We start from the raw sequence: 24826 nt of genomic DNA on the forward strand, positions 1-24826 counted from the left end.
GACCGGCATCACAGACCCGGGCGAACCGGGGCCATCGGCCCGAAGCCCCCGCACACGGCAAGGCACCCGGCCCCTCCCGGGTCCGGGTGCCTCGGGCGCGCCCGCCGCTCAGCCCTGCCCACCGCTCAGATCAGGCCGTCCCACATCTGCTCCAGCAGCACCGACCACCAGCTCTCCGGCGACGCCAGCGCCGCCGGGTCCAGCGCCACCAGCTGTGCCTGGAAGTCGACGGTCCAACGGCCCGCCTGCTCCGGATTCAGGCCGAACCGCAGCCGCCACATCCGGCCCAGCAACGCCATCGACCGCACGAACTCCGGCAGCCCCGTGTTGACGAACTGCGGCGGCACCGACTGACCGCCGGGCCCCGCCTCCACCGGCACGGCCACGATATTCGCCGTCCCGTACTGCACACAGATCGCCCGGCCGAAGTCCGTGCCCATCACCAGGTACGACCCCGCGTCCGGCGCGGGCTGCACCTGACGCTGCGCCGCCAGCTCGGCCAGCGTCGGCACCACCGGCTGCCCCGGCTGCGCCCAGAAGAACGGCCCGAAATCGGCGGGCAGCCCCGCCCACACCAGGGTGTGCGCCACGACCTCGGGCACCCCCTGACGGGACACCGCCCGCTGGTCGAACCGCAGGATGCCCTGCGGACCGAACGCCTGTGCCAGCTCCTCGGCCACCGCCTCCGGCGGCAGCGCGGGCGCCGGCGGCATGTGCGGCAGCGGCGCCCGCACCGGCGCCGGCCGCGCCGGCCCGTCCGCGACCTGGTGCAGCTCGCCCTGGTGCGTCAGCAGATGCTGCATGCCCTGCTGCCGGCTGGCGTGATCCGTACCGTACGGAGCGACGCTGGTGATCCGCACCTGCGGCCAGGTCTCCCGGATCATCCGCGCGCAGTACCCGCCCGGCAGCTCACAGGACTCCAGCTCGGTGTGCAGCTCGATGACCTGCTGCGGCGGTACGTTCATCGCCCGCAGCTCGTGCAGCATCTGCCACTCGGGGTGCGGGGTGCCCGGAGCCGAGCGGCGGATCAGCTGCTGCTCGCTGCCGTCCGGAGCCCGGAACCGCAGAACGGCCTGGTAGCCGGGGCCCACGGTCGGCTGACCGGTGGGCGGCTGCGGATAGCCGTACGCCGGAGGCGGCGGGGTGTGCGGACCGGCCGGACCGGGCGGCGGGCCCGGGGGGCCCGGCGGCTGCGGCACGGGGCCCGGCGCCCCGGGAGGACCGGGCAGACCGACCTGGCCCGGAGCCGCGAACATCGTCTCCGCATGGTGCACCCCGCCCCCCGGAGGCGGCGTGGAGCCCGGCGGCGGACCCGGCGGTCCGGGCGGCTGCGGCGCACCCGGAACACCGGGCGGACCGGGCGGCTGCGGGGCCCCGGGCGGGCCCGGCGGCCTGGGCGGGCCCGGGAGACCCGCACCGATGCTGCTGCCGTCCGCCAGCATCGTCGCGGCATGGTGCATCCCGCCCCCCGGAGGCGGCGTGGAGCCCGGCGGCGGACCGGGCGGACCCGGAGGCGGCGTGGAGCCCGGCGGCGGACCCGGCGGGCCCGGCGGCGGCGGTGTGGCGCCGGGCGACGGCGGCCCGAGCTGGGAAACGAGCTGCGTCGGGAGGTACCCGCCCGCCGGAGCACCGGGCGCGCCCGGACCCGAAGGCGGCGGCGTCGCGCCGGGAACCCCCGGCGCACCGGGCGGCGGCGGGGTCGACGAGCCGGCCCCGCGCGCCCCGCGCGGCGGCACCTCGGCCTTGCCGGTGGCCGCGTCCGCGATGCCATCGACACCGGGCGGCGGCCCCTGGTCCGGCCTGAGCGCCTGCGCCACCTGCGTACGCGGCAGCTGGCTGCCCCCGGACATCAGAGCGGTGGGCGCCTCCGCCGGGACGACCGGCGGAGGCGTCCCCTCGTCGTCCGTCCCCGACAACGGCGGCGCGAACACCGTCGCCGGCAGCGGGACGGCCCCGTCGTCGGAGTCGGAATTGGTGTCCGTACCCGCCCAGGGGGTCGCCCCGGCCGGCACGCCCTCGGGCGCCGTGGGCTCGTGGGCGTCACCGCCGGCGGCGGGCCACGAAGCGGCCGAATCCCCGGCAGCGGCGGAAGAAGGGGACGAAGAGGGAGAGGGAGAGGGCGACGGAGGTGTCGCGGCGGACGACGCGGACTCGGGGACGGACACGACAGCCGGACCGGGACCGGGCGCCGGAGCCTCCCCCGGGGGCGCTGCCGCCGGGGACACCGACGGAGCCGAGGGCGCGGGGACCGAGGGCGCGGGGACCGAGGGCGCGGACGAGTCGGAAGGCGGCCGACCCGCCGCCTCCGGCTCCCGCCGCTCCGCACGATGATCCGGAATCCCCAGCTTGTCCGCCGCCTCCTGAAGCCACTCCGGCGGCGTCAGCAGGAACGACGTCTGGTTCAGATCCACCCGCTGCGGCGGCTCCGGAGCAGCCGCCGGAGCACCGGCCACCGTCCCGTACTCCTCCTCGTACCGTCGGATCACCTCACCCACCGGCAGCCCCGGCCACAACGTCGCCTCACCGCTGTCCCGGGCGATCACCAGCCGCTGACGGCCCCCGTCCGAGACAGGACCCTCCGGCCGGTCCTCGGCCCACACCACGAAACCCAGCTCGAACTCACGGACCCGCACCTCACGGTGCTGGTACGCGGGCACGTCGCCGTTGACCCACTCGTCCGCCCGCTCCTGCGCCTGCGCGAAAGTCACCACCGCGCTCACCCCTCCACCGGGACGGCCCGCGCGAAGCCGCCGTCCACCATCAGGTTCGCCACGGTCTCCAGCTCCGGCGGATTGCCCGCCAGCCGCTGGAGGAAGGCGTCGAAGTCCGCACCGCAGGGCAGCAGCAGCCGCTCCACACGCTCCTGGACACTCCAGCCGTCCTGATCCCGGGCATCGTCGTACGGGCAGAACCACACCGAACCCAGGTCCTGACCGCGCACCTTCACCGCGAGAATCCCACCCTGGACGAACGCGACGCCCAGGAAGTCCTTCGTGAAGTGGTCCCGCAGACACTTGTTCACGTACACCAGATCATTCACCGCGGCCTCGTCACGCACCGTGAAGAACGGCTGGTCCACCAGCAACCCCAGCTCCGCGTCCAACGCGGCGCCCACCGGAGCCGAACCGCCCGCCGCCTTCAGGAACGAGCGGTACGCACCGGGCAACCGGTAGCCGAGGTCCTCCTCGACACCCTGGACCTGCTGCTCGCTCACCGCACCCGCGCCCTTGGGCAGCCGGAAGTGCGCCGGACGGGTCTCCTGCAACGGCCGCGTACCGCGACGGTGCTGATCCACGTCCGTACCCGCCAGACCCCCGTGATGACGCAGCAGCGCCTTCACCTCGACCGGCACCAACTCCATCCGACGGCCGCCCGCCACGTGGTGCCACGTCCAGCCGTGCGGAGTCGCCACCGCGGGAATCGTGTCCCACAGCTCATGACCACTCGCCGCCATCGCCGCGTTCGCCGACACGTAATCGGTCAGGCGCAGCTCATCGATCCCGAAACCCGGAGGCGGATCGGCGATCTCCGCGGCGGCACGCGCGTACGGCGAAAGAACCGGGTGACCGCCCTCGTCCATCCGCACCCCTCCGGGGTGACGGGACGCCCGGACCGGGTCCGGGAAGTTCACGGCCTGCCCGGCATAGGCGGCGTTCGGTGGCGCGGCTTGCTGCCCGAGCCGACCTGTCGTCATGGCTGATGCCCCCTGCTGCGTCCGGTGTTCCGCACAGCCTAAGCGGTGGGGCGACAGGCGATCCCGTCCCGCCGGTTCCATCACGAACGGTCACATTCACGTGACAGCGAGGCGACCGCCCCGCCCCCAACGGCGACACGCAGAGGCGTTTGCCCGACCCAGCTTCCCCACCACCTGGCACATTTGGCAGGCTGTCCCCGCAACTCGGGGGATTGCAGGGAGGGACGTCAACACGATGCATTCCACACAAACCGTCACATCAGGGGACCCGCGACTCACCTGGAGCAGCACCGAGACCAGCCGTACACCCCGACTGATCCACCGCCGCGACGGGATCCTCCCCGCCGTGGCCGCCGCCCTGTCCGTACGCGGCGAGACGCTCACCTGCACCGCGGGCAAGGGAGACCAGCCACCCGTACTGCACCCGCTCGTCCAGGACTTCCTCGACACCCTCACCAGCGGCCAGCGCGAACGCTTCACCGGCCGCTGCCCCGAAGCCATACTGCTCTCCCGCCAACTCACCGCAGCCGAGAGCGGGCGCTCCAAACGAGCCCAGCGCAAACCCCTCACCAACGGGGAAGCACGCCGCGCGCTCAAACACTCCCGGCTCACCGCCCGCCGCATCCGCGAGGACGGAGACCCCCTCCACGGCAGCTACGCACCCCCCTGCCGATCCTGCTCGGCACTCCTGTCCCACTTCGGCGTACGCCCCGTCGACCTGACCTCCACCGGCCCCGCCACCACCGCCGAGAAGGGCTGACCGCCCACCGATGCACGACCGCCAGCACACCACCACCCGCTTCCCCGTCGCCGTCGACGCCGCCCTGCGCGACGCGGGCTGGCAGCCCGGCCGCTGGGACATCCGCCAAGCGGAGGAATGGGCCGACGCGCTGCGCTCCCACGCCTCACCCGCCGGCCACCAGCACGCCGTCTTCCCCGCGGCGGTCGAGGCATGGGCGGAGTTCGGCGGCCTCCACATCACCGCATCCGCCCCCGGCCGCCACATCGCACCCGCCGCCGTGCGCATCGACCCCCTGCACGGACTCCACCTGGCCCGCACCCTGGGAGACCTCGGCCGCGCCCTGGAGACGGAGGTCAGCCCACTCGGAGCGGAGGGCGAGGAACAGGCGGTCCTCGCCATCGACACCGAGGGCCGGGTGTACAGCGTCGACCACACGGGCGACTGGTTCCTGGGCCAGGACATCGACGAAGCACTCGCGACACTCGTCACCGGTACCCAACCGGCCCGCCTCACCTCGGCCCCGCCCAACCCGGCCGGCGGCTGAGGACCCGCCCGCCGCCCGGGACGCACGGGCACCACCGCGTCCCGGACACGACGAGGCCGCCGCGCCGCACAACGAGAGTTCCGTCCGCACCCGCCGGAGCGACCGAAGGGAAGCAGGACCTCACCCGCCGGACCGGCCGAAAGGGGCTGCTGCCACCACGCCGGGACGGGCTGCCGACAGCGGCCCCGGCACGGGCGGCCACCCCGGCACGGGCCGACGACGGACCGGCCCCCACCCCCGGCACAGGCCGAAGACGCGCCGGCCCTCAGGCACCGACCGGGCAGAGGAGAGGCAAGCCTCAGCCGTCGCCCGAGCCGTCCGGAAGCACCGCCGAGACCCGGAACCCGCCCGCGTCCGTCAGACCGGAAACGAACACACCCCCCAGCCCCAGCACCCGCTCCCGCATCCCCACCAGACCGTTCCCCCCGCTCGGCAGCCCCGCATCGGCCGCCGCGGAATCCGAAGGACCGTTCTCCACCTGCATCGCCACCTCGGCCTCCCGATGCGCGAGCCGCACCCACGTCCTCGCACCCGCCGCGTGCTTGTGCACGTTCGTCAGCGCCTCCTGCACCACCCGGAACGCGGTCTGCTCCACCTCCGGCGGATACGGCCGCGGCTCACCGTCCACCGACAGCTCCACCGTCATCCCCGCCTGCCGCGACTGCGCCACCAGCGCCTCCAGCTCATGCAGCCGCGGCCCGTCCTCGGAGGCGGCGGCCGCGGCGGCCACCACCGCCGCCTGCCGCACCGAAGCGAGCGGAACCGCCCCCGCGGCGGCGGGCGCCGTCAACGCCTCCCCGGTACGCAGCACCCCGAGCATCTCGCGCAGCTCCGTCAACGCCTGCCGCCCCATGTCCCCGACCAGCGCCGCGTTCCGCACCGCCTTCGCCGGGTCCTTCGGCGCGACGGCCTGGAGAGCAGCCGCGTGCACCACCATCAGGCTCACCCGGTGAGCGACCACGTCGTGCATCTCCCGAGCGATCCGCGTCCGCTCCTCCGTACGCGCCCACTCGGCCCGCTCCTCCGCCCGGTCCGCGAGCAGCGACAGCTCCCGCTCCAGCGAATCGGCCCGCTCCCGCAGGCTCTCCATCAGACGGCGCCGGGCCCCCGTGTACAGGCCGAACAGCACGGACGGGGCCGTGAGCCCCACCGCCATGAAGACGGACATCAGCGGGACGTACCAGTCCCCCGGACCGAAGTCGGTCTGCTCGGCCACACTCTGCCGCAGCCGTACATACGTGACGATGAACGTCCCCACCAGCGCCATCCCCGCCAGCACGACGGTGATCCGGCGCGGCACCTCCGACGCGGCCAGCGTGTAGAGACCCACGAGGCCCATCAGGAAACCCATCTCGGCCGGCGTCATCGCGATCATCACCAGCACCACGACGATCGGCCACCGCCGGCGCACCAGCAGCACCGAACCCGCCAGCATCCCGAACACCACGCCCACCGGCACCGGCACGCCGGTGTTCCGGGCGAACTCCACCCCCTCCAGGCCACACTCCAGCGCCGACACCAGCGCCAGTCCCACGTCCAGGGCGACACTGCGTCGCCGCTCCCACCACCAGTAGCCGCGGGTGGTCGATCCCGCCGCCTCCCGGTCTGCCCCCGTTGCGGTCATGGCATCCAGCCTACGGGCGGACGCATCGCATTTTCGGGTGACCGGCAACAGCACGTTCCGCGTACGAACAAGCACGAAACACAGCCCGATCGCCTGAAAAGGCGAATCGACCGCACTTTCGACCCGGACGTCCGCATTCCGGACGACGCTCCCCGTATGACGGAAACCACGAGCAAGTACGCCGACTTCGAGGGCCTGCGCGAGCGGGCGGTGGCGCTGCGCAGGGAGGGGCTAAGTGTGCGCCAGATCAGGGACCGGCTGAAGGTCTTCAACAACGACATGCTCCACCGCCTCCTCCAGGGCGAGCCAGCCCCCGAGTGGACGAAGCGCCCGAACGCCAAGGATGACGTCCGGGAGATGGCCCGCGAACTGCGGCTCCAAGGTCTGACCTACGACCAGATCCAGATCGAGCTGGGATGCTCGAAGAGTTCGATCTCGCTATGGGTACGGGACCTACCGAAGCCGAAACCCCGCTTCACGGAAGAGGAGCGTCTTGCCCGCATGCAGGCCGGCCTGACCGCTCTGCGCGCAGGCCAGGAACAGGAGCGAAACGAAACCAAGCGTGTCGCGCGCGAGTCGATGGGCGACCTCTCCGACCGAGAACTGTTCATCGCCGGAGTCACCCTCTACTGGGCCGAGGGCATGAAGGACAAGCCGTACAGCCGCCGGGAAAGCCTGCTCTTCATCAACAGCGACCCCAACGTGATCAAGCTCTACCTGCGCTGGCTCAACCTGCTCGGCGTCGAACGCGAGCGCCTGCACGTTCGCGTCAGCATTCACGGGACGGCAAATGTCACCGAGGCCGAGGGTTTCTGGTCGGAGCTCACAGGGGTGCCCCACAGCGACTTCATGAAGGCAACACTCAAGAAGCACACCCCGAAGACCAACCGCAAGAACACCGGCGAGGCTTACCGCGGCTGCCTCGTCATCTACGTGACCAAGAGCGCCGAGCTCTATCGTCGCGTAGAAGGCGCTTGGTACGGCATAGTGTTGGGTGCCGATCCGGCGAACCGACGCAACGTCCGGTTTAGTCGGAATTGATCCCCCATGGTGTAATCAGGCAGCACTGCGGTTTTTGGTACCGTCTGTTCAGGTTCAAATCCTGATGGGGGAGCTCCGGCCTTCGGGCCCCGACCACACCGGTCGGGGCCCGCCCCCGTTTCGTGCGGAAACACCCCCGGTATCCTGCGGATGACCACCACCCGAAGCCGAAGGGCACATCCGTGAGCGCAACCAGCCCGGCAGCCGTCGTCGTCCTCGCAGCGGGTGAGGGCACCCGCATGAAGTCGAAGACCCCCAAGGTCCTGCACGAGATCTCCGGGCGCTCGCTCGTCGGACATGTCGTCGCCGCAGCCCGTGAGCTGGACCCCCAGCACCTCGTCGTGGTCGTCGGCCATGCCGGCGAGCGGGTCACCGCGCATCTCGACGCCGGTGAGGCCCCGGTGCGCACCGCCTTCCAGGCCGAGCAGAACGGGACCGGCCACGCCGTCCGCATGGGGCTCGAAGAGCTGGGCGGCGCCGTCGAGGGCACCGTGATCGTCGTCTGCGGCGACACCCCGCTGCTCTCCGGCGAGACGCTGGGGGCGCTCGCCGCCACCCACGCCGCCGACGCCAACGCGGTCACCGTCCTGAGCGCCGAGGTCCCCGACTCCACCGGTTACGGGCGCATCGTGCGCGACCCGGCCACCGGCGCGGTAACCGAGATCGTCGAGCACAAGGACGCCACCGACGAGCAGCGGGCGATCCGGGAGATCAACTCCGGGGTGTTCGCGTTCGACGGGCGGCTGCTGGGCGACGCGCTGAGCCGGGTGCGCACGGACAACAGCCAGGGCGAGGAGTACCTCACCGACGTGCTGTCCATCCTGCGCGAGGCCGGGCACCGGGTCGGGGCGTCGGTGGCGGGCGACCACCGGGAGATCCTCGGCGTCAACAACCGGCTCCAGCTGGCGCAGGCCCGTCGGCTGCTGAACGAGCGGCTGCTGGAGCGGGCGATGCTCGCGGGGGTGACCGTGGTGGACCCGGCGTCCACGCTGATCGACGCGACGGTGACGTACGAGCGGGACGCGGTCGTGCACCCGGGGACGCAGCTGCTCGGGGCCACCCACCTCGCGGAGGACTGCGAGGTGGGGCCGAACTCGCGGATCGAGGACACCGTCGTCGGAGCCGGGGCCCGGGTGGACAACTCCGTGACGCACTCGGCGGAGGTCGGGCCGGGGGCGTCGGTGGGCCCGTACGCGTTCCTGCGGCCGGGGACCCGGCTGGGGGCGAAGGCCAAGGCCGGTACGTACGTGGAGATGAAGAACGCGACGATCGGCGAGGGGACGAAGGTCCCGCATCTGAGTTATGTGGGTGACGCGACGATCGGCGACCACACCAACATCGGTGCGGCGAGCGTCTTCGTGAACTACGACGGTGTCGCCAAGCACCACACGACGATCGGCTCTCACTGCCGCACCGGTTCGGACAATATGTTTGTGGCGCCTGTCACGGTCGGGGACGGGGTCTACACCGCCGCCGGGTCGGTCATCACCAAGGACGTGCCCGCCGGTTCGCTGGCCGTGGCGCGGGGCCAGCAGCGGAATATCGAGGGTTGGGTGGCCCGGAAGCGGCCGGGCAGCGCCGCCGCGCAGGCCGCTCAGGCGTCGTCGCGGGAGACCGACGGGCAAAGCTGACCGGAAACAGGTGCGCCGGTGACGGCGTACCGTGATAGATGCTCACCCATTTCGGCTGGCTCGTTGCACATCGGGACCTTTGCGTGCAGCGCCAGATACATGTCTGAGGAGACTGTGCTGTGACCGGGATCAAGACGACCGGCGAGAAGAAACTGATGCTCTTCTCCGGCCGCGCCCACCCCGAGCTTGCCGAGGAGGTCGCCCATCAGCTGGGAGTCGGTCTCGTGCCGACGAAGGCGTTCGATTTCGCCAACGGTGAGATCTATGTGCGGTTCCAGGAGTCGGCACGTGGCGCGGACTGCTTCCTGATCCAGAGCCACACGGCTCCGATCAATAAGTGGATCATGGAGCAGTTGATCATGCTGGACGCGCTGAAGCGCGCTTCGGCCCGCTCCATCACGGTGATCGTGCCGTTCTACGGGTACGCCCGTCAGGACAAGAAGCACCGCGGTCGTGAGCCGATCTCGGCGCGCATGGTGGCGGACCTGATGGCGACGGCGGGTGCGGACCGGATTCTCACGGTCGATCTGCACACGGACCAGATCCAGGGCTTCTTCGACGGCCCGGTGGACCACCTGTTCGCGCTGCCGATCCTGGCGGACTACGTGGGTGCGAAGGTCGACCGTTCCAAGCTGACGATCGTGTCGCCGGACGCGGGCCGGGTGCGGGTCGCCGACCGCTGGTGCGACCGGCTGGACGCGCCGCTGGCGATCGTGCACAAGCGTCGTGACAAGGACGTGCCGAACCAGGTGTCCGTCCACGAGGTCGTGGGCAATGTCGAGGGCCGGGTGTGTGTGCTGGTCGACGACATGATCGACACCGGTGGCACGATCTGCGCGGCCGCGGACGCCCTGTTCGCGCACGGTGCGGAGGATGTCATCGTGACGGCGACGCACGGGGTGCTGTCGGGTCCGGCGGCGGACCGGCTGAAAAACTCGAAGGTGAGCGAGTTCGTGTTCACGGACACGCTGCCGACGCCGGGTGAGCTGGAGCTGGACAAGATCACGGTGCTGTCGATCGCGCCGACGATCGCGCGTGCGGTGCGTGAGGTGTTCGAGGACGGTTCGGTGACGAGCCTCTTCGAGGAGCAGGGCTGACCGCCTGAGGGCGGTCTGTGGAGATCCACTTTGGGGTGCGGCCTCCCCGCCGGGTAGACTCAGCGAGTTGCTCGGCGAGGGAGGCCGTACCTGTGTGTACGGCGGTCCGTTATCGACGCGCTCTTCGTAGCAGGCCCGTCGTGGGCCGGGTGACCGTTTTGAGTTCCGTCATTCGACGGCTCACCCCTGACGAGGAGTGCAACCATGGCTGAGATCAAGCTCGCCACTGAGGTCCGTACCGAGTTCGGCAAGGGCGCCGCCCGCCGTGCCCGTCGTGCCAACCTGGTTCCCGCGGTCGTGTACGGCCACGGTGCCGAGCCGGTCCACGTGACGCTGCCGGGCCACGACCTGCTGCTCGCGCTGCGTACGGCGAACGTGCTGATCGGTCTGGAGATCGACGGCAAGGACGCGCTGGTCATTCCGAAGGCCGTGCAGCGTCACCCTCTCAAGGGCACCATCGAGCACGTCGACCTGCTGACCGTGAAGCGCGGCGAAAAGGTCGAGGTCGAGATCGCGGTGCACGCCGAGGGCGACCTGGCGCCGGGCGCCAACCTGCTGGAGTTCGTGCTGAACACGCTGCTCGTCGAGGCCGAGGCCACGCACATCCCGGAGTCCGTGACGGTCTCCGTCGCGGGTCTGGACGCCGGTGACTCGATCTCGGCCAAGGACATCCCGCTGCCGAAGGGCTCCGTGCTCGCCGGTGACGAGGACGCCATCGTGATCCAGGTCGTCGCCGCGCAGGCGGAGGAGCCGGCCGCGGGCGAGGGCGAGTCCGCCGAGGGCTGAGCCGTACCGCTCACCGTTTGATCTGCTCCACCTGCTCCACCTGCTTGACTGACGGGGTGGTGGTTCCCTCCCGGGGGACCGCCACCCCGTCTGCCTGTGTCGTACGCCGTATGTGAGGAGACCGAGCGCTGATGTCCGACGCCACCGACCCCTGGCTCATCGTGGGCCTGGGCAATCCTGGTCCCGACTACGCGGCGAACCGGCACAACGTCGGGTTCATGGTCGCCGATCTGCTGGCCGAGCGGATCGGCGGGAAGTTCAAGCGGGCGCAGAAGGCGCAGGCGCAGGTGGTGGAGGGCCGGATCGGTCCGCCGGGTCCGGGGAGCCGGCGGGTGATCCTGGTGAAGCCGATGTCGTACATGAATCTGTCGGGCGGGCCGGTGACGGCGTTGCGGGATTTCTACAAGGTGCCGACGGATCATGTGGTGGCGGTGCATGACGAGTTGGACGTCGATTACGGGATGCTGCGGTTGAAGCTGGGTGGCGGGGACAACGGGCACAACGGGCTGAAGTCGATGACGAAGGCGATGGGTCCGGACTATCACCGGGTGCGGTTCGGGATCGGGCGGCCGCCGGGGCGGATGCAGGTCGCGGATTTCGTGTTGCGGGATTTCTCGTCGACGGAGCGCAAGGAGCTGGCGTTCCTGGTGGACCGGTCGGCGGACGCGGTGGAGTGTCTGCTGGCGGAGGGGCTGGAGCGGGCGCAGAGCGCGTACAACTCCTGACCGGCCGGGCGGAGCGGTGCGTCTGTACGATCGCCGCCCATGACACATCTGCGAAGAGTCGCCGCGGCCCTGGTCATCGTGCTGCTCCTCGTCGCGGGAGCCTGGGCTTCCTGGGAGTCGGCGTATCACGTCCTGTTGCCCGAGGGGCGTGAGCGCGGCGTGCTGACGGTGGATTCCTGTGGCGAGGAGAGGTGCGAGGGCCGCTATGTTCCGGGGGACGGGGGCCCGCCTCGCGGCTCGTTGACGATCGGGCGGTCGGTGGCGGTGCGCGTGGGCCGGAGTCTGCCGGTGGTGGTGAAGCCGGGGACGGACGAGGCGCTGAGGGCGGGGTGGGGTGGTGGGCTGCATGCCTGGTTGCCGCTCGGCGGGGCGATGGTCCTCGCGGCCCCGTTGGCCGCGGGCGGTCTGGGGGCGACGCGGACGGCGTGGTCGCTGGCGGGCGTGGGCGGGTTGTTCCTGGTGACGACGTTCCTGGTGCTGTGACGGGTGCCGGGGCCGGGTGTTCGCGATCGTTATGCGCAGGTGATCGAGGTCGGCTCGGTGGTGGGGTTAATCTGCCCTCGCCACTCTTCCCGGCACCTTTCGACTCTTAGATGGACGACTGCCACCATGCGACGCTCCTTGACCTCTTTCGGCGTGCTGGTCGCCGCCATGACGACGTGCCTCACGGCGGCGCCCCTCGCCGCGGCCACCGACGGCGGTGCGAGCCACCCGACTCTCCGTCAGGAACTGCCGCTGACGGCGGAGGGGTACTCCGGCGGGACGTGTCCGGGGGTGCCCGGCGACAAGGACGGCTGGCACTTCATCCTTCCCGGCAACTCCGCGACCTTCACGAAGCTGACGGTGACTTTCGAGCCGGGCGGTGAGCAGGTGATCACGGTTTTCGGCCCGCCCAAGGATGACCACGCCTATGCCGTTTCCGAGCCGGGCGCCAAGCTGACCGCGGTCGAGGCCGAGATCGACGGGACGGTCAAGCACGGCAAGTTCAACCTGTCGCACACCTGCCCGGCCTCGGTGACCCCGACGCCGTCCGCTTCGGAGACGACGGACAGCCCCACGGACGACCCGACGGACGGCCCCACCGAGAACCCCACCGACAACCCGACCGAGAACCCGACCGGCACCCCGACGGGCGAGCCGAGTGCGACGCCGTCGGCCGGCACGCCGACCCCGGCCGCGTCGAAGACCCCGGGTGCGGTGCCGTCCGCCTCCGAGAGCACGGGCACGGGCGGGGGCGACCTGGCCGAGACGGGTTCCGGCGCCCCGGTGGGCGTCATGGCCGCCGTCGCCCTCGCCCTCGCGGGTGCCGGCGCCTTCCTGGTGACCCGCCGCCGCGCCGCCCGGCGGTAGGCCGCACAGGGCTGATGCCCCGGGGGCGGGCCGCGCCGGCGGTGTGGCGGGCCCGTGCCCGGGCCGGCGTCGGCCCGATCCGCTCCTCACCGGCCCGCTGTCCCCGCTCACCCTGCGCGGTGCCGGTTCGAGACATACGTGTGCCCCGTCGGCCCGGCCGACGGGGCACACGTGTGTCGGAGGGTCAGCCGGTGTTGCGGAGTCCTGCCGCGACGCCGTTGACGGTGAGGAGCAGGGCGCGGGCGAGCAGCGGGTCGGGTTCCTCGCCGCGTGCGGCGGCCTGGCGCTGGCGGGCGAGCAGGGAGACCTGGAGGTAGGAGATCGGGTCCAGGTAGGCGTCGCGGATGGAGAAGGTCTGCTGGAGTACCGGGCTGGTGCCGAGCAGTTCGGTGGAGCCGGTGACCTTGAGGACTTCTCTGACGGTCAGCGCGTGCTCGGCCTCGATGGCGTCGAAGACGTGCTTCAGCTCGTCGGGGACGAGTGTGTCGACGTAGTGCCGGGCGATGCGCAGGTCGGTCTTGGCGAGCGTCATCTCCACGTTGGAGAGGAAGTTCTGGAAGAAGTGCCAGTGTTCGTGCATTTCCTCCAGGACGGTGCTGAGTCCGGCTTCGCGCAGGGCCTTGAGGCCGGAGCCGACGCCGTACCAGCCGGGGACGATCTGGCGGGACTGGGTCCAGCCGAAGACCCACGGGATGGCGCGGAGGCCGTCGAGCGAGACGCCCGAGCCGGGGCGCCGGGAGGGCCGTGAGCCCAGGTGCAGGTCGGCGAGCTGGTCCACCGGGGTGGAGGCGAGGAAGTACGCGGGCAGGTCGGGGTCCTCGACCAGCTTGCGGTAGGCGGCGTGGGCGGCGACGGAGACGGTGTCCATGGCCGCGTCCCAGCGGGCGAGGGATTCGTCGGACTGGCGGGGGGCCGTGTGCAGGGCGGATGCCTGGAGGGTGGCCGCGACGGTCAGTTCGAGGTTTTCGCGGGCGAGGGCGGGGATGAGGTACTTGTCGGAGATGACCTCGCCCTGTTCGGTCACCTTGATCTCGCCTTCGAGGGTGCCCCAGGGCTGGGCGAGGATCGCGTCGTGGGAGGGGCCGCCGCCGCGGCCGACGGTGCCGCCGCGGCCGTGGAAGAGGCGCAGGCGTACGCCGTAGCGGTGGGCGACGTCGCGCAGTCGGCGCTGGGCGCGGTGGATTTCCCACTGGGAGGTGGTAATGCCGCCGAACTTGGAGGAGTCGCTGTAGCCGAGCATGACCTCCTGGACGTCGCCGCGCAGGGAGACGAGGCGGCGGTAGGAGGGGTCGGCGAGCATCTCGTCGAGGATGACGTCGGCGGCGCGGAGTTCGTCGGTGGTTTCCAGGAGCGGGACGATGCCGATCTTGGCCCAGCCCGCGTGGAGGTCGAGGAGTCCGGCTTCGCGGGCGAGGACGGCGGCGGCGAAGACGTCGTCGGCGCCCTGGCACATGGAGATGATGTAGGACTCGATGACTTCGGGGCCGAAGCGTTCGAATGCCTGCTTGATGGTGTGGAAGACGCCGAGGGTCTTCTCGCCGGCCGCGTCGAGCGGGGCCGGGGTGGGGGCGAGGGGCCGGCGGGAGCGCAGTTCCTTGGCGAGGAGCTTCTGCCGGTATTCGCGGGGCATGTCGGCGTAGCGCCAGGATTCCTCGCCGAGCCGGTCGAAGAGCTGGCCGAGGGCGTGGTGGTGGGCGTCGGCGTGTTCGCGTACGTCCATGGTGGCGAGCTGGAGGCCGAAGGCGGCCAGGGTGCGGATGGTGCGGTCCATCCGGCCGTCGGCGAAGAGGCCGCCCTTGTGTTCGCGCAGGGAGGTCTGGATGAGCTCCAGGTCGGCGATGAGCTCGGCGGTGCCGAGGTAGTCGCAGCCGGGGCGGTGGGGGGTGCCTTCGGCGAGGCGCTCGCGGGTGTTGACGAGCTTCTGCCGGATGCAGGTGGCCTTGAGGCGGTAGGGCTCCTCGGCGTTCAGCCGCTTGTAGCGGGGGCTGATGCCGGGGAGGCGTTCCAGGTCGGCCTGGAGGGAGCTGAGGAGTTCCTCGGTGGCTCCGGCGTAGCGGATGGAGTTGGAGAGGAGGCCGCGGAGGTAGTCGATCATCTCCAGGGCGTCGGTGATGCCGTGTTCGTGCTGGAGGATCAGGACGTCCCAGGTGACGGCGGGCGTCACGTTGGGGTTGCCGTCGCGGTCGCCGCCGATCCAGGTGCCGAAGGTGAGGGGGCGGGTCCCGGCGGGGAGTTCGACGCCGACGCGTTCCAGTTCGGCGGCGAGGTCCTCCAGGACGTCGCCGACGGCGTCGGCGTGGAGTTCGTCGAGGTAGTAGATGGCGTTGCGGGCCTCGTCGGCGGGCTCCGGGCGGACGACGCGGAGTTCGTCGGTCTGCCAGATGAGGTCGATGTTCTCGGCGAGCCGGAGGTCCAGGCGGCGGCGGTCGGCCTCGATGACCGGGGTCTCCAGGAGTTCCGCGATGCGGCGGAGCTTGTTGAGGACCGAGCGGCGGGCGGCCTCGGTGGGGTGTGCGGTGAAGACGGGGCGGACGTTGAGGTTCTTGACCGTCTCGCGCAGGTGTTCGGGGTCGGCGTCCTTGAGCCGGTCCGCGGTGCGGGCCAGGAGGCCGCCTTCGGCGGCGCGGCGGTCGCGCATCTCGTGGGCGCGGTGGACCTGCTCGGTGACGTTGGCGAGGTGGAAGTAGGTGGAGAAGGCGCGCACGAGCTGTGCCGCGGTCTCCAGGTCCGTGTCGCCGAGGAGCTGGGCGGCGGCTTCGCCGTCGGTGCGGGTCAGGGCGCGGACCCGTTCGACGAGGTCGAGGAGCTCCTGTCCCTCCTGGCGTACGAGGGTCTCGCCGAGGAGGTCGCCGAGGCGGCGGATGTCGGCGCGCAGCGCGGGGCTGGCGGCAGGGGTCTGGTCGGCACTGCTCACAGTGTGCGGCTCCTTGCAGTGAATGAGGAGGTGCGTTCGCTTCGCCGTCCCCACGTGGGTGGTGGTGGGGGCGGGTGGCGGGGTCCGGGGCCCTGCGGCCGGCAGCGGTGCTGTCGCCACGCCCGGACGAGCGGGTGCGGACCGCGCTGTCCGACCCTCTCAGGATAGGTGTCGGCGCAGGCGGCGTGTCGGTTGCCCCGGAGGGGTCGCGGTCGCCGCCCGGGACACCCGGGCGGTTACCCCCTACCCCGGGGGCGGTCGGGTTACCGCGTGGGACGGGTTGGAGCGGCCTCTCGTGTTGTGGGGCCCGTCACTGCCATACTTACCAAGCCGTAGGTTACGGAACCGTAGCCACGGCCGTCCGAGCTTTTTCCCTCACCCTCCGAGGTATTCCCCTATGCCGAGCACTCCCCGTGTGATCGACGAGACCGAGCCGCCCGGGACCGCCGAGGCTCCGCTGCCCCCCGCCACGCTGGGCGGCGACAACAAGCGGTCGATCGAGCAGTTCGCGCTGCTGGCGTTCATCGTGGTGCCGTTCGTGGCGCTGGTCGCGGCGGTGCCGCTGGCGTGGGGCCGGGGGGTGAGCTGGCTGGATGTGGGGCTGATGGTGGCGATGTACTTCATCGGCTGCCACGGGATCACGATCGGTTTCCACCGGTACTTCACGCATGGTTCGTTCAAGGCGAAGCGGCCGTTGCGGATCGCGTTGGCCGTGATGGGTTCGCTGGCGGTGGAGGGGCCCCTGGTGCGGTGGGTGGCCGATCACCGCAAGCATCACCGGTTCTCGGACGCGGAGGGCGACCCGCATTCGCCGTGGCGGTTCGGGGAGAGTCTGCCGGCCTTGATGAAGGGGCTGTGGTGGGCGCACATCGCATGGATGTTCGACGAGGAGCAGACGCCGCAGCAGAAGTACGCCCCCGATCTGATCAAGGATCCGGCGATCCGGGGGATCTCGCGCCACTTCCTCTCGTTCACGATTCTCTCGCTGGCGATTCCGCCGCTGGTCGGCGGTCTGGTGACGATGTCGTGGTGGGGTGCGGCGACGGCGTTCTTCTGGGGTTCGCTGGTGCGGGTGGCGCTGTTGCATCACGTGACGTGGTCGATCAACTCGATCTGCCACGCGGTGGGCAAGCGTCCCTTCAAGTCGCGTGACCGGTCGGGGAACGTGTGGTGGCTGGCGGTGCTGTCGTGCGGCGAGTCGTGGCACAACCTTCACCACGCGGATCCGACGAGTGCCCGGCACGGTGTGATGAAGGGGCAGATCGACTCCAGCGCCCGGCTGATCCGCTGGTTCGAGAAGCTGGGCTGGGCCTATGACGTGCGGTGGCCGGATGCCGCGCGTATCGACTCCCGGCGCACGTCCGCACCGGCCGACGCGGCATGATTGACGACGTGGCGACCGACGGCAGCACGAGCAGCGAGAAGAGCAGGACTTCCTCCTCCCGGCGGACCCGACGGGTCCGGATGACGGGTAAGGAGCGCCGCGAGCAGCTGCTGGACATCGGGCGCGCCCTGTTCGCCGACAAGGGTTTCGAGGGCACGTCGGTGGAGGAGATCGCGGCGCGGGCCGGGGTGTCCAAGCCGGTGGTGTACGAGCACTTCGGCGGCAAGGAGGGCCTGTACGCCGTGGTGGTCGACCGCGAGATGCGTCGGCTGCTGGACATGGTGACGGGGGCGCTCACGGCGGGTCATCCGCGCGAGCTGCTGGAGCAGGCGGCGTTCGCGTTGCTGGACTACATCGAGTCGTACACGGACGGGTTCCGGATCCTGGTGCGGGATTCTCCGGTGGCGCAGTCGACGGGGACGTTCGCGTCGCTGATCAGCGATATCGCCACGCAGGTGGAGGACATCCTGGGCCTGGAGTTCAAGGCCCGGGGCTTCGATCCGAAGCTGGCCCCGCTGTACGCGCAGGCGCTGGTGGGGATGGTGGCGCTGACGGGTCAGTGGTGGCTGGACGTGCGCAAGCCGAAGAAGGCGGAGGTCGCCGCCCATCTGGTGAATCTGTGCTGGCACGGGCTGGAGAACCTGGAGGCGAAGCCGCGGCTGATAGGTCACCGGAAGAGCTGACCCACCCTTTGTGATGACGGGTGCGGATGTCCCGCCGTAGTGGGGTCGGGGAGGGCACGTCGGTCACGCGTCCGGCTCCAGGAACTCCAGGCGGTTGCCGACCGGGTCGTGGGCGTAGAAGCGGCGGTGGCCGGGGAGGGCCCCGCCCCACTCGACGGCGACGCCGTGGGTCTCCAGGCGTGCCGCGTACGCCACGATCCCCGTCACGCGCAGGCCCGGATGGGCCTTCTTCGCGGGGTGGAAGTCCTCCTCGACGCCCAGGTGGAGCTGGACGGGGCCGGAGGCGAACCAGCAGCCGCCGCGGGCGGCGAGCACCGGGGGTTTCGGGATCTCGGTCATGCCCAGGGCGTCGGCGTAGAAGCCGCGCAGGGCGTCCTCGGAGCCGGGTGGGGCGGTGAGCTGTACGTGGTCGACGGCGGCGAGGCCCACCGGAGCGGTCACTCCTTGCGGGCGACCGCGAAGATGCGGCGGAAGGGGAAGACCGTGCCGTACGGGCCGGGCGGGTAGACCTCGCGCAGCAGGTCGCGGTATTCGGTGAGGAACGCGTCGCGGGCCTCGGGGTCGTCGGCCAGGGCGGTGAGGACGGGCCGCAGGGCGGTCCCCTTGACCCAGTCGAGGACCGCGTCGTCCCCGTGCAGGGTCTGGAGGTAGGTGGTCTCCCAGACGTCCGTCGTGCAGCCCAGGTCCCGCAGGCGGGTGAGGTAGTCGGCGGGTTCCAGGACCGAGGCGGTGCGGTCGCCGACGCCGCGGAGCAGGTGCCGCCAGCGGTCGGAGGTGCGGAGGCCGGTCAGGAGGGCGTGGCTGGGGGCGGTGAAGTTGCTGGGAACCTGGAAGGCGAGGGTGCCGCCGGGGGCGAGGGCGTCGAGCCAGCGGGGGAAGTGCGCGGCGCGCCCGGGGATCCACTGGAGGGCCGAGGTGGAGACGACCAGGCCGTATGCCTCGGTGGGCGTCCAGGTCGCGGCATCGGCCTCGGCGAAGTCGAGCAGGGGCGGCCGGGCGTGGGCGGCGGCTTCGGCGAGCATCTCGCGTGAGGTGTCGTAGCCGGTGATGCGGGCGTTCGGCCAGCGGTCCGCGAGGAGGGCGGTGACGTTGCCCGCGCCGCAGCCGAGGTCGGCGATGCGGGGGGCGGGGTGGCCGGGGAGGTCGCCGACGCGGGCCAGGAGGTCGTGGAAGGGGCGGGTCCGGTGGTCCGCGTGACGCAGGTACTGCTGCGGATCCCAGGCGGGCCGGTCAGATGCGGTCATGGCACCAGGATCACGCCTCTAGTCTCTTGATGTCAAGAGACTTGAATTCAAGAGACTTCATGTCGAGGGACCCTCTACACTGATCGATATGGAGGACGAGGTCGACCGACTGGTCGCTGCATGGCGCCGAGAGCGCCCCGACCTCGACGTGGAACCACTCGAGGTGCTCAGTCGCGTCTCCCGCCTGGCACGCCACCTGGACCGGGCGCGGCGCATAGCCTTCTCCGAGCACCACCTGGAGCCGTGGGAGTTCGACGTGCTGACGTCGCTGCGCCGGGCGGGCGCCCCCTACCAGCTCTCCCCCGGACAGCTGCTGACCCAGACGCTGGTGACCTCGGGCACCATGACCAACCGCATCGACCGCCTGGCCAAGAAGAACCTCGTCGAGCGGCTGCCCGATCCGAGCGACCGGCGCGGCGTCCTCGTCCGGCTCACGCCGGAGGGGCGCGACAAGGCCGACCAGTCACTGGCCGGGCTGCTCGACCAGGAACGCGCCATCCTCGGCGAGCTGTCCCGCCACGAGCGGGGCGAGCTGGCCGGGCTACTGCGCCAGTTGACCGCCCCGTTCGACAACATCCCCACCTAGCGCGGGCACCGGGCCGGCCGGGCCGACCCCCGCCCGGCGGGCCAGCGCGACCGCGGCCAGGGTCGAGTGCACCCCGAGCTTGCCCAGTACGTTCTGCATGTGGGTGCGCACCGTGTGCGGCGACAGGAACAGCCGCTCGGCGACCGCCTTGCGGCCCAGCCCCGCCACCATGCAGCGCAGCACCTCGCGCTCCCGCGGCGTCAGCGACTCCACCAGCCGCTCACTCTCCGAGCGGTGCTTGCGGGTGGCGGTCAGCTCCCGCAGTACGCCGGTGAGCAGCGCGGGCGGCAGATGCGTCTCGTCGCGCAGCACCCCCCGCAGCACCGCCAGCAGCCGTTGCAGCGAGCAGTCCTTGGCCACCCAGCCCGACGCGCCCGCCTGGAGCGCCCGGGCGGCCGTCCTCGGATCGTCCTTCTCGGCGAGCACCACCGACCGCACGGCGGGCCGGCCCGAACTGACCCCGGCGACCAGCGAGATGCCGTCGACGGCGCCCGCCCCCTCCAGCCGGGGCGCGGGGACCGCCTGCGCCCCGCCGGGCGCCGGGGCGCCCAGCTCGGCGTCCACCAGCAGCACGTCGTAACCGCGCCCCTCGGCGTCCGCGCGCTCCAGAGCGCGCAGCGCGGCCGGGCCGCTGCCCGCCGCGGAGACGTCCACGTCCGGTTCGGCCGCGAGGGCCGCCGCGAGCGACTCGGCGAAGATGCGGTGGTCATCGACCACCAGAACCCGGATACGCGCCACAGAACCCCCATCAGTGAGGACGGACAGCCACGGGTACGGCGTCCGGGGCTTCCGGTGCGGCCCGCGGTGCTCCGGCCGCCGCCGTCACACCGCCCGCCGCCCTGCCCCGGGCGCCGTACCCGGCTCTCTCGTCCCCTGAATCGGCACCGGCCCCCACCGGTGCTGAGCTTCAGCGTACGGGCGGGGGCCTGGGCGGGAAGGCGATTCGCCGAACTGGTCGCCGCGCGTGTTTAGGGTGGGCTTCATGTTCCGTCTTGAGACAGAAGTAGACAAAGAACGTCGCATTCTGCTGAGCGGGCGTCTGCATGAGGACAACATCGCGGCCGCGGCCGGCCTGCGTGCGCTCCTCTCCACCTCCGCCGAGCACGAAGTCCCCTTGGAGGTGTGGGCGTCGGACGAGCGCGGGGCCCTGGCCGGCGGGCTGACCGGGCGGACCTGGGCGTACTGGCTGCACGTCGACCTGCTCTGGGTCGACGCCCCGCACCGGGGCCGCGGCCTCGGCGCGCGCCTGCTCGCCGAGGCCGAGCGGACCGCCCGCGCCGAGCGCGCCTGCACCCGCTCGCGGCTGGAGACCTGGGACTTCCAGGCCCCCGGCTTCTACCGCAAGCAGGGGTACGAGGAGATCGGCCGGGTCGCGGACTACCCGCCGGGCGTCACCGAGTTCATCCTGGTCAAGGACCTGTGAAGGCGGGGCTCCGCGGGCTCACCGCAGGCGGCGCGCTCCGGCGGACGGGACGGCGTCGAAGATCCCCGGGGCCGCGTGTCCGGCCGCCGCGAACGCCTCGCTGACGGCCTCGGCCACCGTGCCCGCCGCCGCCTCCTCCACCAGGACGACCGCCGAGCCGCCGAAGCCTCCGCCGGTCATGCGCGCACCGAGCGCCCCGGCCGCGTTCGCCGCCTCGACCACCAGGTCCAGTTCGGGGCACGAGACCCGCAGATCGTCGCGGAGCGAGCGGTGGCCCTCGTTGAGGACGGGCCCCGCCGCCCGGACGTCACCCGCGTCGAGCAGGGCGATGACCTGCTCGACGCGGCGGTTGTCGCCGACCACATGGGTGACGTAGCGCATGACGGACTCGTCCGCCCCGGCGTCGGCGAGCGTGGTGAGCGCCGCGGCGAGGTTCTCGTACGGGAGGTCGCGGAGCGTCGGTATGCCGAGCAGCCGGGCGCCCTCCTCGCAGCCGGCCCGGCGCTCCGCGTACGCCCCGTCGCCGAGCGCGTGCTCGACCCGGGTGTCGACGACCAGGAGCGTCAGGCCCTGGGAGGCCAGGTCGAAGGGGACCTGGCGCAGCGAGAGGTCGCGGGTGTCCAGGTGGAGGGCGTGGCCCTCGGTGCAGCAGGCCGAGGCCATCTGGTCCATGATCCCGCAGGGCACGCCGACGAAGTCGTTCTCGGCGCGGCGGCCGATGACGGCGAGGCCCGGGCCGTCGAGTCCCAGCCCGAAGAGGTCGTTCAGGGCCAGTGCGGTGACGGTCTCCAGGGCGGCGGAGGAGGAGAGTCCGGCGCCCGTGGGCACGGTGGAGGTGAGGGCGACGTCGGCGCCGGTGACCGGGTGGCCGGCCTCCCGCAGCGCCCAGACGACGCCTGCCGGGTAGGCGGCCCAGCCGTGGCCGGAGTGCGGGGCGAGTTCATCGACGCGGAGGGAGACGACGCCGCCGGGGACGTCGCGGGAGTACAGGCGCAGGACGCCGTCGTAGCGGCGGGATACGGCCGCGCGGGCGGTGTGCGGGAGGGCGAGCGGCATCACGAAGCCGTCGTTGACGTCGGTGTACTCACCGATGAGGTTCACTCGTCCGGGTGCCGCCCAGACGCCGTCGGGCTCACGCCCGTACAGCTCGGCGAAGACGGCTGCGGGGCCGGGCCCGCCGGGCTCCGCCGCGAGTGCTGCGGAGCCGTGGCCGTGGGGCGCGGTGGTCTGCGTCATGGGGTCGGCGTGTCCTCTCGGCGGGCGAACCGCCAGGCGTCGGCGATGATTCCGGCCAGGTCGGCGCGGGAGGGCTGCCAGCCGAGGCGCTCGACGGCGGTGGCGGCGGAGGCGACGAGGACGGCCGGGTCGCCGCCGCGGCGGGGGGCGGCGGTCTCGGGGACGGGGTGGCCGGTGACCTTGCGGACGGTCTCGATGACCTCGCGGACCGAGAAGCCGTTGCCGTTGCCGAGGTTGCAGATCAGGTGCTCGCCGGGGGCGGCGGCCCCGAGGGCCAGCAGGTGGGCGTCGGCGAGGTCGGCGACATGGATGTAGTCGCGGACGCAGGTGCCGTCCGGGGTGGGGTAGTCGTCGCCGTAGACGGAGATCGACTCGCGCTGCCCCAGGGCCACTTGGAGGACCAGCGGAATGAGGTGGGACTCGGGGGCGTGGCGTTCGCCGAAGGCGCCGTAGGCCCCGGCGACGTTGAAGTAGCGGAGCGAGACGGCGGCCAGGCCGTGGGCGGTCGCCTCGCCGCTGATCATGTGGTCGACGGCGAGCTTGGAGGCGCCGTAGGGGCTGGTGGGCGCGGTGGGGGCGGTCTCGGTGAGGGGGGTGGAGACCGGTTCGCCGTAGGTGGCGGCGGTGGAGGAGAAGACGAGGGTGCGCACCCCGTGCTCGCGCATCGCGGCGAGGAGGGCTACGGTGCCGCCGACGTTGTTGACCCAGTACTTCTCCGGGTCCACGACGGATTCGCCGACCTGGGAGAACGCGGCGAAGTGCAGGACGCCGTCGTAGGAGGGGTCCAGGTGACGGGCGGCGTCCTGGACGCGGCCCTCGATGAACGCGGTGCCGTCCGGGACGCCCGCGCGGAAGCCGGTGGAGAGGTCGTCCAGGACGGCCACCGTGTGCCCGGCCTCCAGCAGGTGCTGGGCGACGACGCTCCCGACGTATCCGGCACCGCCGGTGACCAGGTACTTCTTCCGGTGGTTGCTCACTTGCTCGCTACCTCTCGCAGTCGCTCGGCCGCGGCCTCCGGCGGCACGTCGTTGATGAACACGCTCATGCCGGACTCGGACCCCGCGAGGAACTTCAGCTTGCCGGAGGTCCGGCGGATGGTGAAAAGCTCCAGGTGCAGGGCGAAGTCCTCCCGTCCGGGGACCCCGAACGGCGCCTGGTGCCAGGCGGAGATGTACGGGGTCGGCCCTTCGCCGGGTCCGAAGATCCGGTCGAAGCGCCTCAAGAGTTCCAGATAGACCTGTGGGAACTCCGTGCGTGCGCCCTCGTCCAGTTCCCGCAGGTCGGGGACGCGGCGGCGGGGGTGGAGGTGGACCTCGTAGGGCCAGTGCGCCGCGTACGGGACGAAGGCGGTCCAGTGGTCGGTGGCGAGGACGACGCGCGAGCCGTCCTCCTCCTCGCGGGCGACGACGTCGTCGAAGAGGTTGCGTCCGGTCTCCTCGCGGTGGCGGGCGACGGAGCGGAGCATCAGCTCGGTGCGCGGGGTGACGAAGGGGTAGCCGTAGATCTGGCCGTGCGGGTGGCCGAGGGTGACGCCGATCTCGGCGCCCCGGTTCTCGAAGCAGAAGACCTGGGTGACCTGGTCGAGCGCGGCGAGTGCGGTGGTGCGGTCGGTCCAGGCGGCGAGGACGAGGGCGGCCCGCTCGTCGGTGAGGTCGGCGAAGGACGCGTCGTGGTCGGAGGTGAAGCAGACCACCTCGCAGCGGCCGGAGTCGCCGGCGAGGGAGGGGAAGCGGTTCTCGAAGACGGCGACGTCGTAGTGGTCGTCGGGGATCTCGCCGCTGCGCCCCTGCCCGGCGGGGCAGAGCGGGCAGGCGTCGGCCGGCGGGTGGTAGGTGCGGGTCTGGCGGTGCGAGGCGATGGCGACCGCGTCGCCGAGCAGCGCGTCGCGGCGGATCTCGGACGACGTCGAGACGGGGTCGAGGGGGCGTGGGTCGACGGCGTCGCGGACGGTGTCGTCCGCGGCGTCGTAGTAGATCAGCTCACGGCCGTCGGCGAGGGTCGTCACCGTCTTCTTCACCAGGCTCCTCCATCGACTCCTTCCAACATAACCGCACACAACAAATCACGAGCGCACATCTCCGTCAACGGTCCGGCGGCCGTCACCCTCTTCACGGCGCGGGAG

Annotated in this window: 23 protein-coding genes and 1 tRNA gene; 14 read left to right on the top strand and 10 right to left on the bottom strand. The window is 71.7% G+C overall.

The features are described from left to right. Positions 1-125: 125 nt before the first annotated feature. Complete coding sequence (locus ACIQMU_RS20610; protein WP_402689396.1) at positions 126-2711, bottom strand: SUKH-4 family immunity protein; 2586 nt, start codon at positions 2709-2711, stop codon at positions 126-128. Positions 2712-2716: 5 nt separating this feature from the next. Beyond that, complete coding sequence (locus tag ACIQMU_RS20615; RefSeq protein WP_352239981.1) at positions 2717-3694, bottom strand: SMI1/KNR4 family protein; 978 nt, start codon at positions 3692-3694, stop codon at positions 2717-2719. A gap of 235 nt (positions 3695-3929) precedes the next feature. Between ACIQMU_RS20615 and ACIQMU_RS20620 the strand changes: the two genes are divergently transcribed. Next, a complete protein-coding gene (locus ACIQMU_RS20620; protein ID WP_352239982.1) occupies positions 3930-4454 on the top strand; it encodes a YwqJ-related putative deaminase in 525 nt (174 codons plus the stop codon). 10 nt (positions 4455-4464) lie between these two features. Then, positions 4465-4980, top strand: a complete 516-nt coding sequence (locus ACIQMU_RS20625) for an SUKH-3 domain-containing protein (RefSeq protein ID WP_352239983.1) — start codon at positions 4465-4467, stop codon at positions 4978-4980. 298 nt (positions 4981-5278) lie between these two features. On the opposite strand, the gene ACIQMU_RS20630 is transcribed toward ACIQMU_RS20625, so the two are convergent. Next, positions 5279-6604: a histidine kinase gene (locus tag ACIQMU_RS20630; protein ID WP_352239984.1), complete on the bottom strand. Its 1326-nt coding sequence runs from the start codon at positions 6602-6604 to the stop codon at positions 5279-5281. Between the two features lie 156 nt (positions 6605-6760). Here ACIQMU_RS20630 and ACIQMU_RS20635 point away from each other — a divergent pair, with 156 nt between their 5' ends. From ACIQMU_RS20635 to ACIQMU_RS20670, 8 genes are all read left to right on the top strand, one after another. Next, entirely contained in the window at positions 6761-7645 is an 885-nt protein-coding gene (locus ACIQMU_RS20635) for a hypothetical protein (RefSeq protein ID WP_352239985.1), read from the top strand. Next, a tRNA-Gln gene (locus ACIQMU_RS20640) sits at positions 7646-7718 on the top strand. Between the two features lie 109 nt (positions 7719-7827). Then, positions 7828-9276: a bifunctional UDP-N-acetylglucosamine diphosphorylase/glucosamine-1-phosphate N-acetyltransferase GlmU gene (gene glmU, locus ACIQMU_RS20645; protein ID WP_352239986.1), complete on the top strand. Its 1449-nt coding sequence runs from the start codon at positions 7828-7830 to the stop codon at positions 9274-9276. 119 nt (positions 9277-9395) lie between these two features. Further along, entirely contained in the window at positions 9396-10373 is a 978-nt protein-coding gene (locus ACIQMU_RS20650; RefSeq protein ID WP_015609053.1) for a ribose-phosphate diphosphokinase, read from the top strand. Between the two features lie 204 nt (positions 10374-10577). Then, on the top strand, positions 10578-11159 hold the full coding sequence (locus tag ACIQMU_RS20655) for a 50S ribosomal protein L25/general stress protein Ctc (RefSeq protein WP_352239987.1): 582 nt from the start codon (positions 10578-10580) through the stop codon (positions 11157-11159). 131 nt (positions 11160-11290) lie between these two features. Next, positions 11291-11884, top strand: a complete 594-nt coding sequence (gene pth, locus ACIQMU_RS20660; RefSeq protein WP_352239988.1) for an aminoacyl-tRNA hydrolase — start codon at positions 11291-11293, stop codon at positions 11882-11884. 39 nt (positions 11885-11923) lie between these two features. Beyond that, positions 11924-12367 (top strand): hypothetical protein, encoded by a 444-nt coding sequence (locus ACIQMU_RS20665; RefSeq protein WP_352239989.1) that lies wholly within the window; start codon positions 11924-11926, stop codon positions 12365-12367. A gap of 126 nt (positions 12368-12493) precedes the next feature. Continuing rightward, entirely contained in the window at positions 12494-13234 is a 741-nt protein-coding gene (locus ACIQMU_RS20670; RefSeq protein WP_402689397.1) for an LPXTG cell wall anchor domain-containing protein, read from the top strand. A 184-nt stretch (positions 13235-13418) separates the two neighbouring features. Here ACIQMU_RS20670 and ppc read toward each other — a convergent pair whose 3' ends face one another. Further along, the gene (gene ppc / locus ACIQMU_RS20675; protein WP_352239991.1) at positions 13419-16148 is read right to left on the bottom strand and encodes a phosphoenolpyruvate carboxylase; all 2730 of its coding nucleotides are present in this window, start codon (positions 16146-16148) and stop codon (positions 13419-13421) included. 397 nt (positions 16149-16545) lie between these two features. On the opposite strand from ppc, the gene ACIQMU_RS20680 reads away from it, so the two are divergent. Beyond that, on the top strand, positions 16546-17532 hold the full coding sequence (locus tag ACIQMU_RS20680; RefSeq protein WP_352239992.1) for a fatty acid desaturase: 987 nt from the start codon (positions 16546-16548) through the stop codon (positions 17530-17532). Beyond that, the gene (locus tag ACIQMU_RS20685; RefSeq protein ID WP_352239993.1) at positions 17529-18215 is read left to right on the top strand and encodes a TetR/AcrR family transcriptional regulator; all 687 of its coding nucleotides are present in this window, start codon (positions 17529-17531) and stop codon (positions 18213-18215) included. Before ACIQMU_RS20680 ends, ACIQMU_RS20685 begins: the two co-directional genes overlap by 4 nt. A 63-nt stretch (positions 18216-18278) precedes the next feature. Here the strand turns inward: ACIQMU_RS20685 and ACIQMU_RS20690 are convergent, their stop codons facing one another. Together ACIQMU_RS20690 and ACIQMU_RS20695 are read right to left on the bottom strand one after the other, a co-directional pair. Next, entirely contained in the window at positions 18279-18656 is a 378-nt protein-coding gene (locus tag ACIQMU_RS20690; RefSeq protein WP_352239994.1) for a glyoxalase, read from the bottom strand. Continuing rightward, complete coding sequence (locus ACIQMU_RS20695; RefSeq protein WP_402689398.1) at positions 18653-19459, bottom strand: trans-aconitate 2-methyltransferase; 807 nt, start codon at positions 19457-19459, stop codon at positions 18653-18655. Before ACIQMU_RS20695 ends, ACIQMU_RS20690 begins: the two co-directional genes overlap by 4 nt. Before the next feature lie 88 nt (positions 19460-19547). Between ACIQMU_RS20695 and ACIQMU_RS20700 the strand changes: the two genes are divergently transcribed. Then, the gene (locus ACIQMU_RS20700) at positions 19548-20045 is read left to right on the top strand and encodes a MarR family transcriptional regulator (RefSeq protein ID WP_352239996.1); all 498 of its coding nucleotides are present in this window, start codon (positions 19548-19550) and stop codon (positions 20043-20045) included. Here ACIQMU_RS20700 and ACIQMU_RS20705 read toward each other — a convergent pair. Then, positions 20001-20783 carry a LuxR C-terminal-related transcriptional regulator gene (locus ACIQMU_RS20705; RefSeq protein ID WP_402689399.1) on the bottom strand — a complete coding sequence of 261 codons (783 nt, stop codon included), beginning with the start codon at positions 20781-20783 and terminating at the stop codon, positions 20001-20003. The genes ACIQMU_RS20700 and ACIQMU_RS20705 overlap by 45 nt on opposite strands. Before the next feature lie 244 nt (positions 20784-21027). Here ACIQMU_RS20705 and ACIQMU_RS20710 point away from each other — a divergent pair, with 244 nt between their 5' ends. Further along, positions 21028-21468, top strand: coding sequence for a GNAT family N-acetyltransferase (locus tag ACIQMU_RS20710; protein WP_352239998.1), 441 nt, complete (start codon positions 21028-21030; stop codon positions 21466-21468). An 18-nt stretch (positions 21469-21486) separates the two neighbouring features. Here ACIQMU_RS20710 and galK read toward each other — a convergent pair whose 3' ends face one another. The 3 genes from galK to galT are packed head-to-tail and all read right to left on the bottom strand — an operon-like array spanning position 21487 to position 24721. After that, positions 21487-22704 carry a galactokinase gene (gene galK / locus ACIQMU_RS20715; RefSeq protein ID WP_402689400.1) on the bottom strand — a complete coding sequence of 406 codons (1218 nt, stop codon included), beginning with the start codon at positions 22702-22704 and terminating at the stop codon, positions 21487-21489. Next, positions 22701-23681 (bottom strand): UDP-glucose 4-epimerase GalE, encoded by a 981-nt coding sequence (gene galE / locus ACIQMU_RS20720; RefSeq protein ID WP_402689401.1) that lies wholly within the window; start codon positions 23679-23681, stop codon positions 22701-22703. Before galE ends, galK begins: the two co-directional genes overlap by 4 nt. Next, entirely contained in the window at positions 23678-24721 is a 1044-nt protein-coding gene (gene galT / locus ACIQMU_RS20725) for a galactose-1-phosphate uridylyltransferase (protein ID WP_352240001.1), read from the bottom strand. The genes galE and galT overlap by 4 nt, the downstream gene beginning before the upstream one ends. Positions 24722-24826 lie beyond the last annotated feature (105 nt).

This window comes from Streptomyces sp. NPDC091649, assembly GCF_044756785.1.
Taxonomy (GTDB): domain Bacteria; phylum Actinomycetota; class Actinomycetes; order Streptomycetales; family Streptomycetaceae; genus Streptomyces.

Coding starts and splice junctions, on each gene's coding strand:
- ACIQMU_RS20615 (WP_352239981.1), bottom strand. CDS start 3,694: ATGACGACAGGTCGGCTCGGGCAGCAAGCCGCGCCACCGAACGCCGCC.
- ACIQMU_RS20620 (WP_352239982.1), top strand. CDS start 3,930: ATGCATTCCACACAAACCGTCACATCAGGGGACCCGCGACTCACCTGG.
- ACIQMU_RS20625 (WP_352239983.1), top strand. CDS start 4,465: ATGCACGACCGCCAGCACACCACCACCCGCTTCCCCGTCGCCGTCGAC.
- ACIQMU_RS20630 (WP_352239984.1), bottom strand. CDS start 6,604: ATGACCGCAACGGGGGCAGACCGGGAGGCGGCGGGATCGACCACCCGC.
- ACIQMU_RS20635 (WP_352239985.1), top strand. CDS start 6,761: ATGACGGAAACCACGAGCAAGTACGCCGACTTCGAGGGCCTGCGCGAG.
- ACIQMU_RS20655 (WP_352239987.1), top strand. CDS start 10,578: ATGGCTGAGATCAAGCTCGCCACTGAGGTCCGTACCGAGTTCGGCAAG.
- pth (WP_352239988.1), top strand. CDS start 11,291: ATGTCCGACGCCACCGACCCCTGGCTCATCGTGGGCCTGGGCAATCCT.
- ACIQMU_RS20665 (WP_352239989.1), top strand. CDS start 11,924: ATGACACATCTGCGAAGAGTCGCCGCGGCCCTGGTCATCGTGCTGCTC.
- ACIQMU_RS20670 (WP_402689397.1), top strand. CDS start 12,494: ATGCGACGCTCCTTGACCTCTTTCGGCGTGCTGGTCGCCGCCATGACG.
- ACIQMU_RS20680 (WP_352239992.1), top strand. CDS start 16,546: ATGCCGAGCACTCCCCGTGTGATCGACGAGACCGAGCCGCCCGGGACC.
- ACIQMU_RS20685 (WP_352239993.1), top strand. CDS start 17,529: ATGATTGACGACGTGGCGACCGACGGCAGCACGAGCAGCGAGAAGAGC.
- ACIQMU_RS20695 (WP_402689398.1), bottom strand. CDS start 19,459: ATGACCGCATCTGACCGGCCCGCCTGGGATCCGCAGCAGTACCTGCGT.
- ACIQMU_RS20700 (WP_352239996.1), top strand. CDS start 19,548: ATGGAGGACGAGGTCGACCGACTGGTCGCTGCATGGCGCCGAGAGCGC.
- ACIQMU_RS20710 (WP_352239998.1), top strand. CDS start 21,028: ATGTTCCGTCTTGAGACAGAAGTAGACAAAGAACGTCGCATTCTGCTG.
- galK (WP_402689400.1), bottom strand. CDS start 22,704: ATGACGCAGACCACCGCGCCCCACGGCCACGGCTCCGCAGCACTCGCG.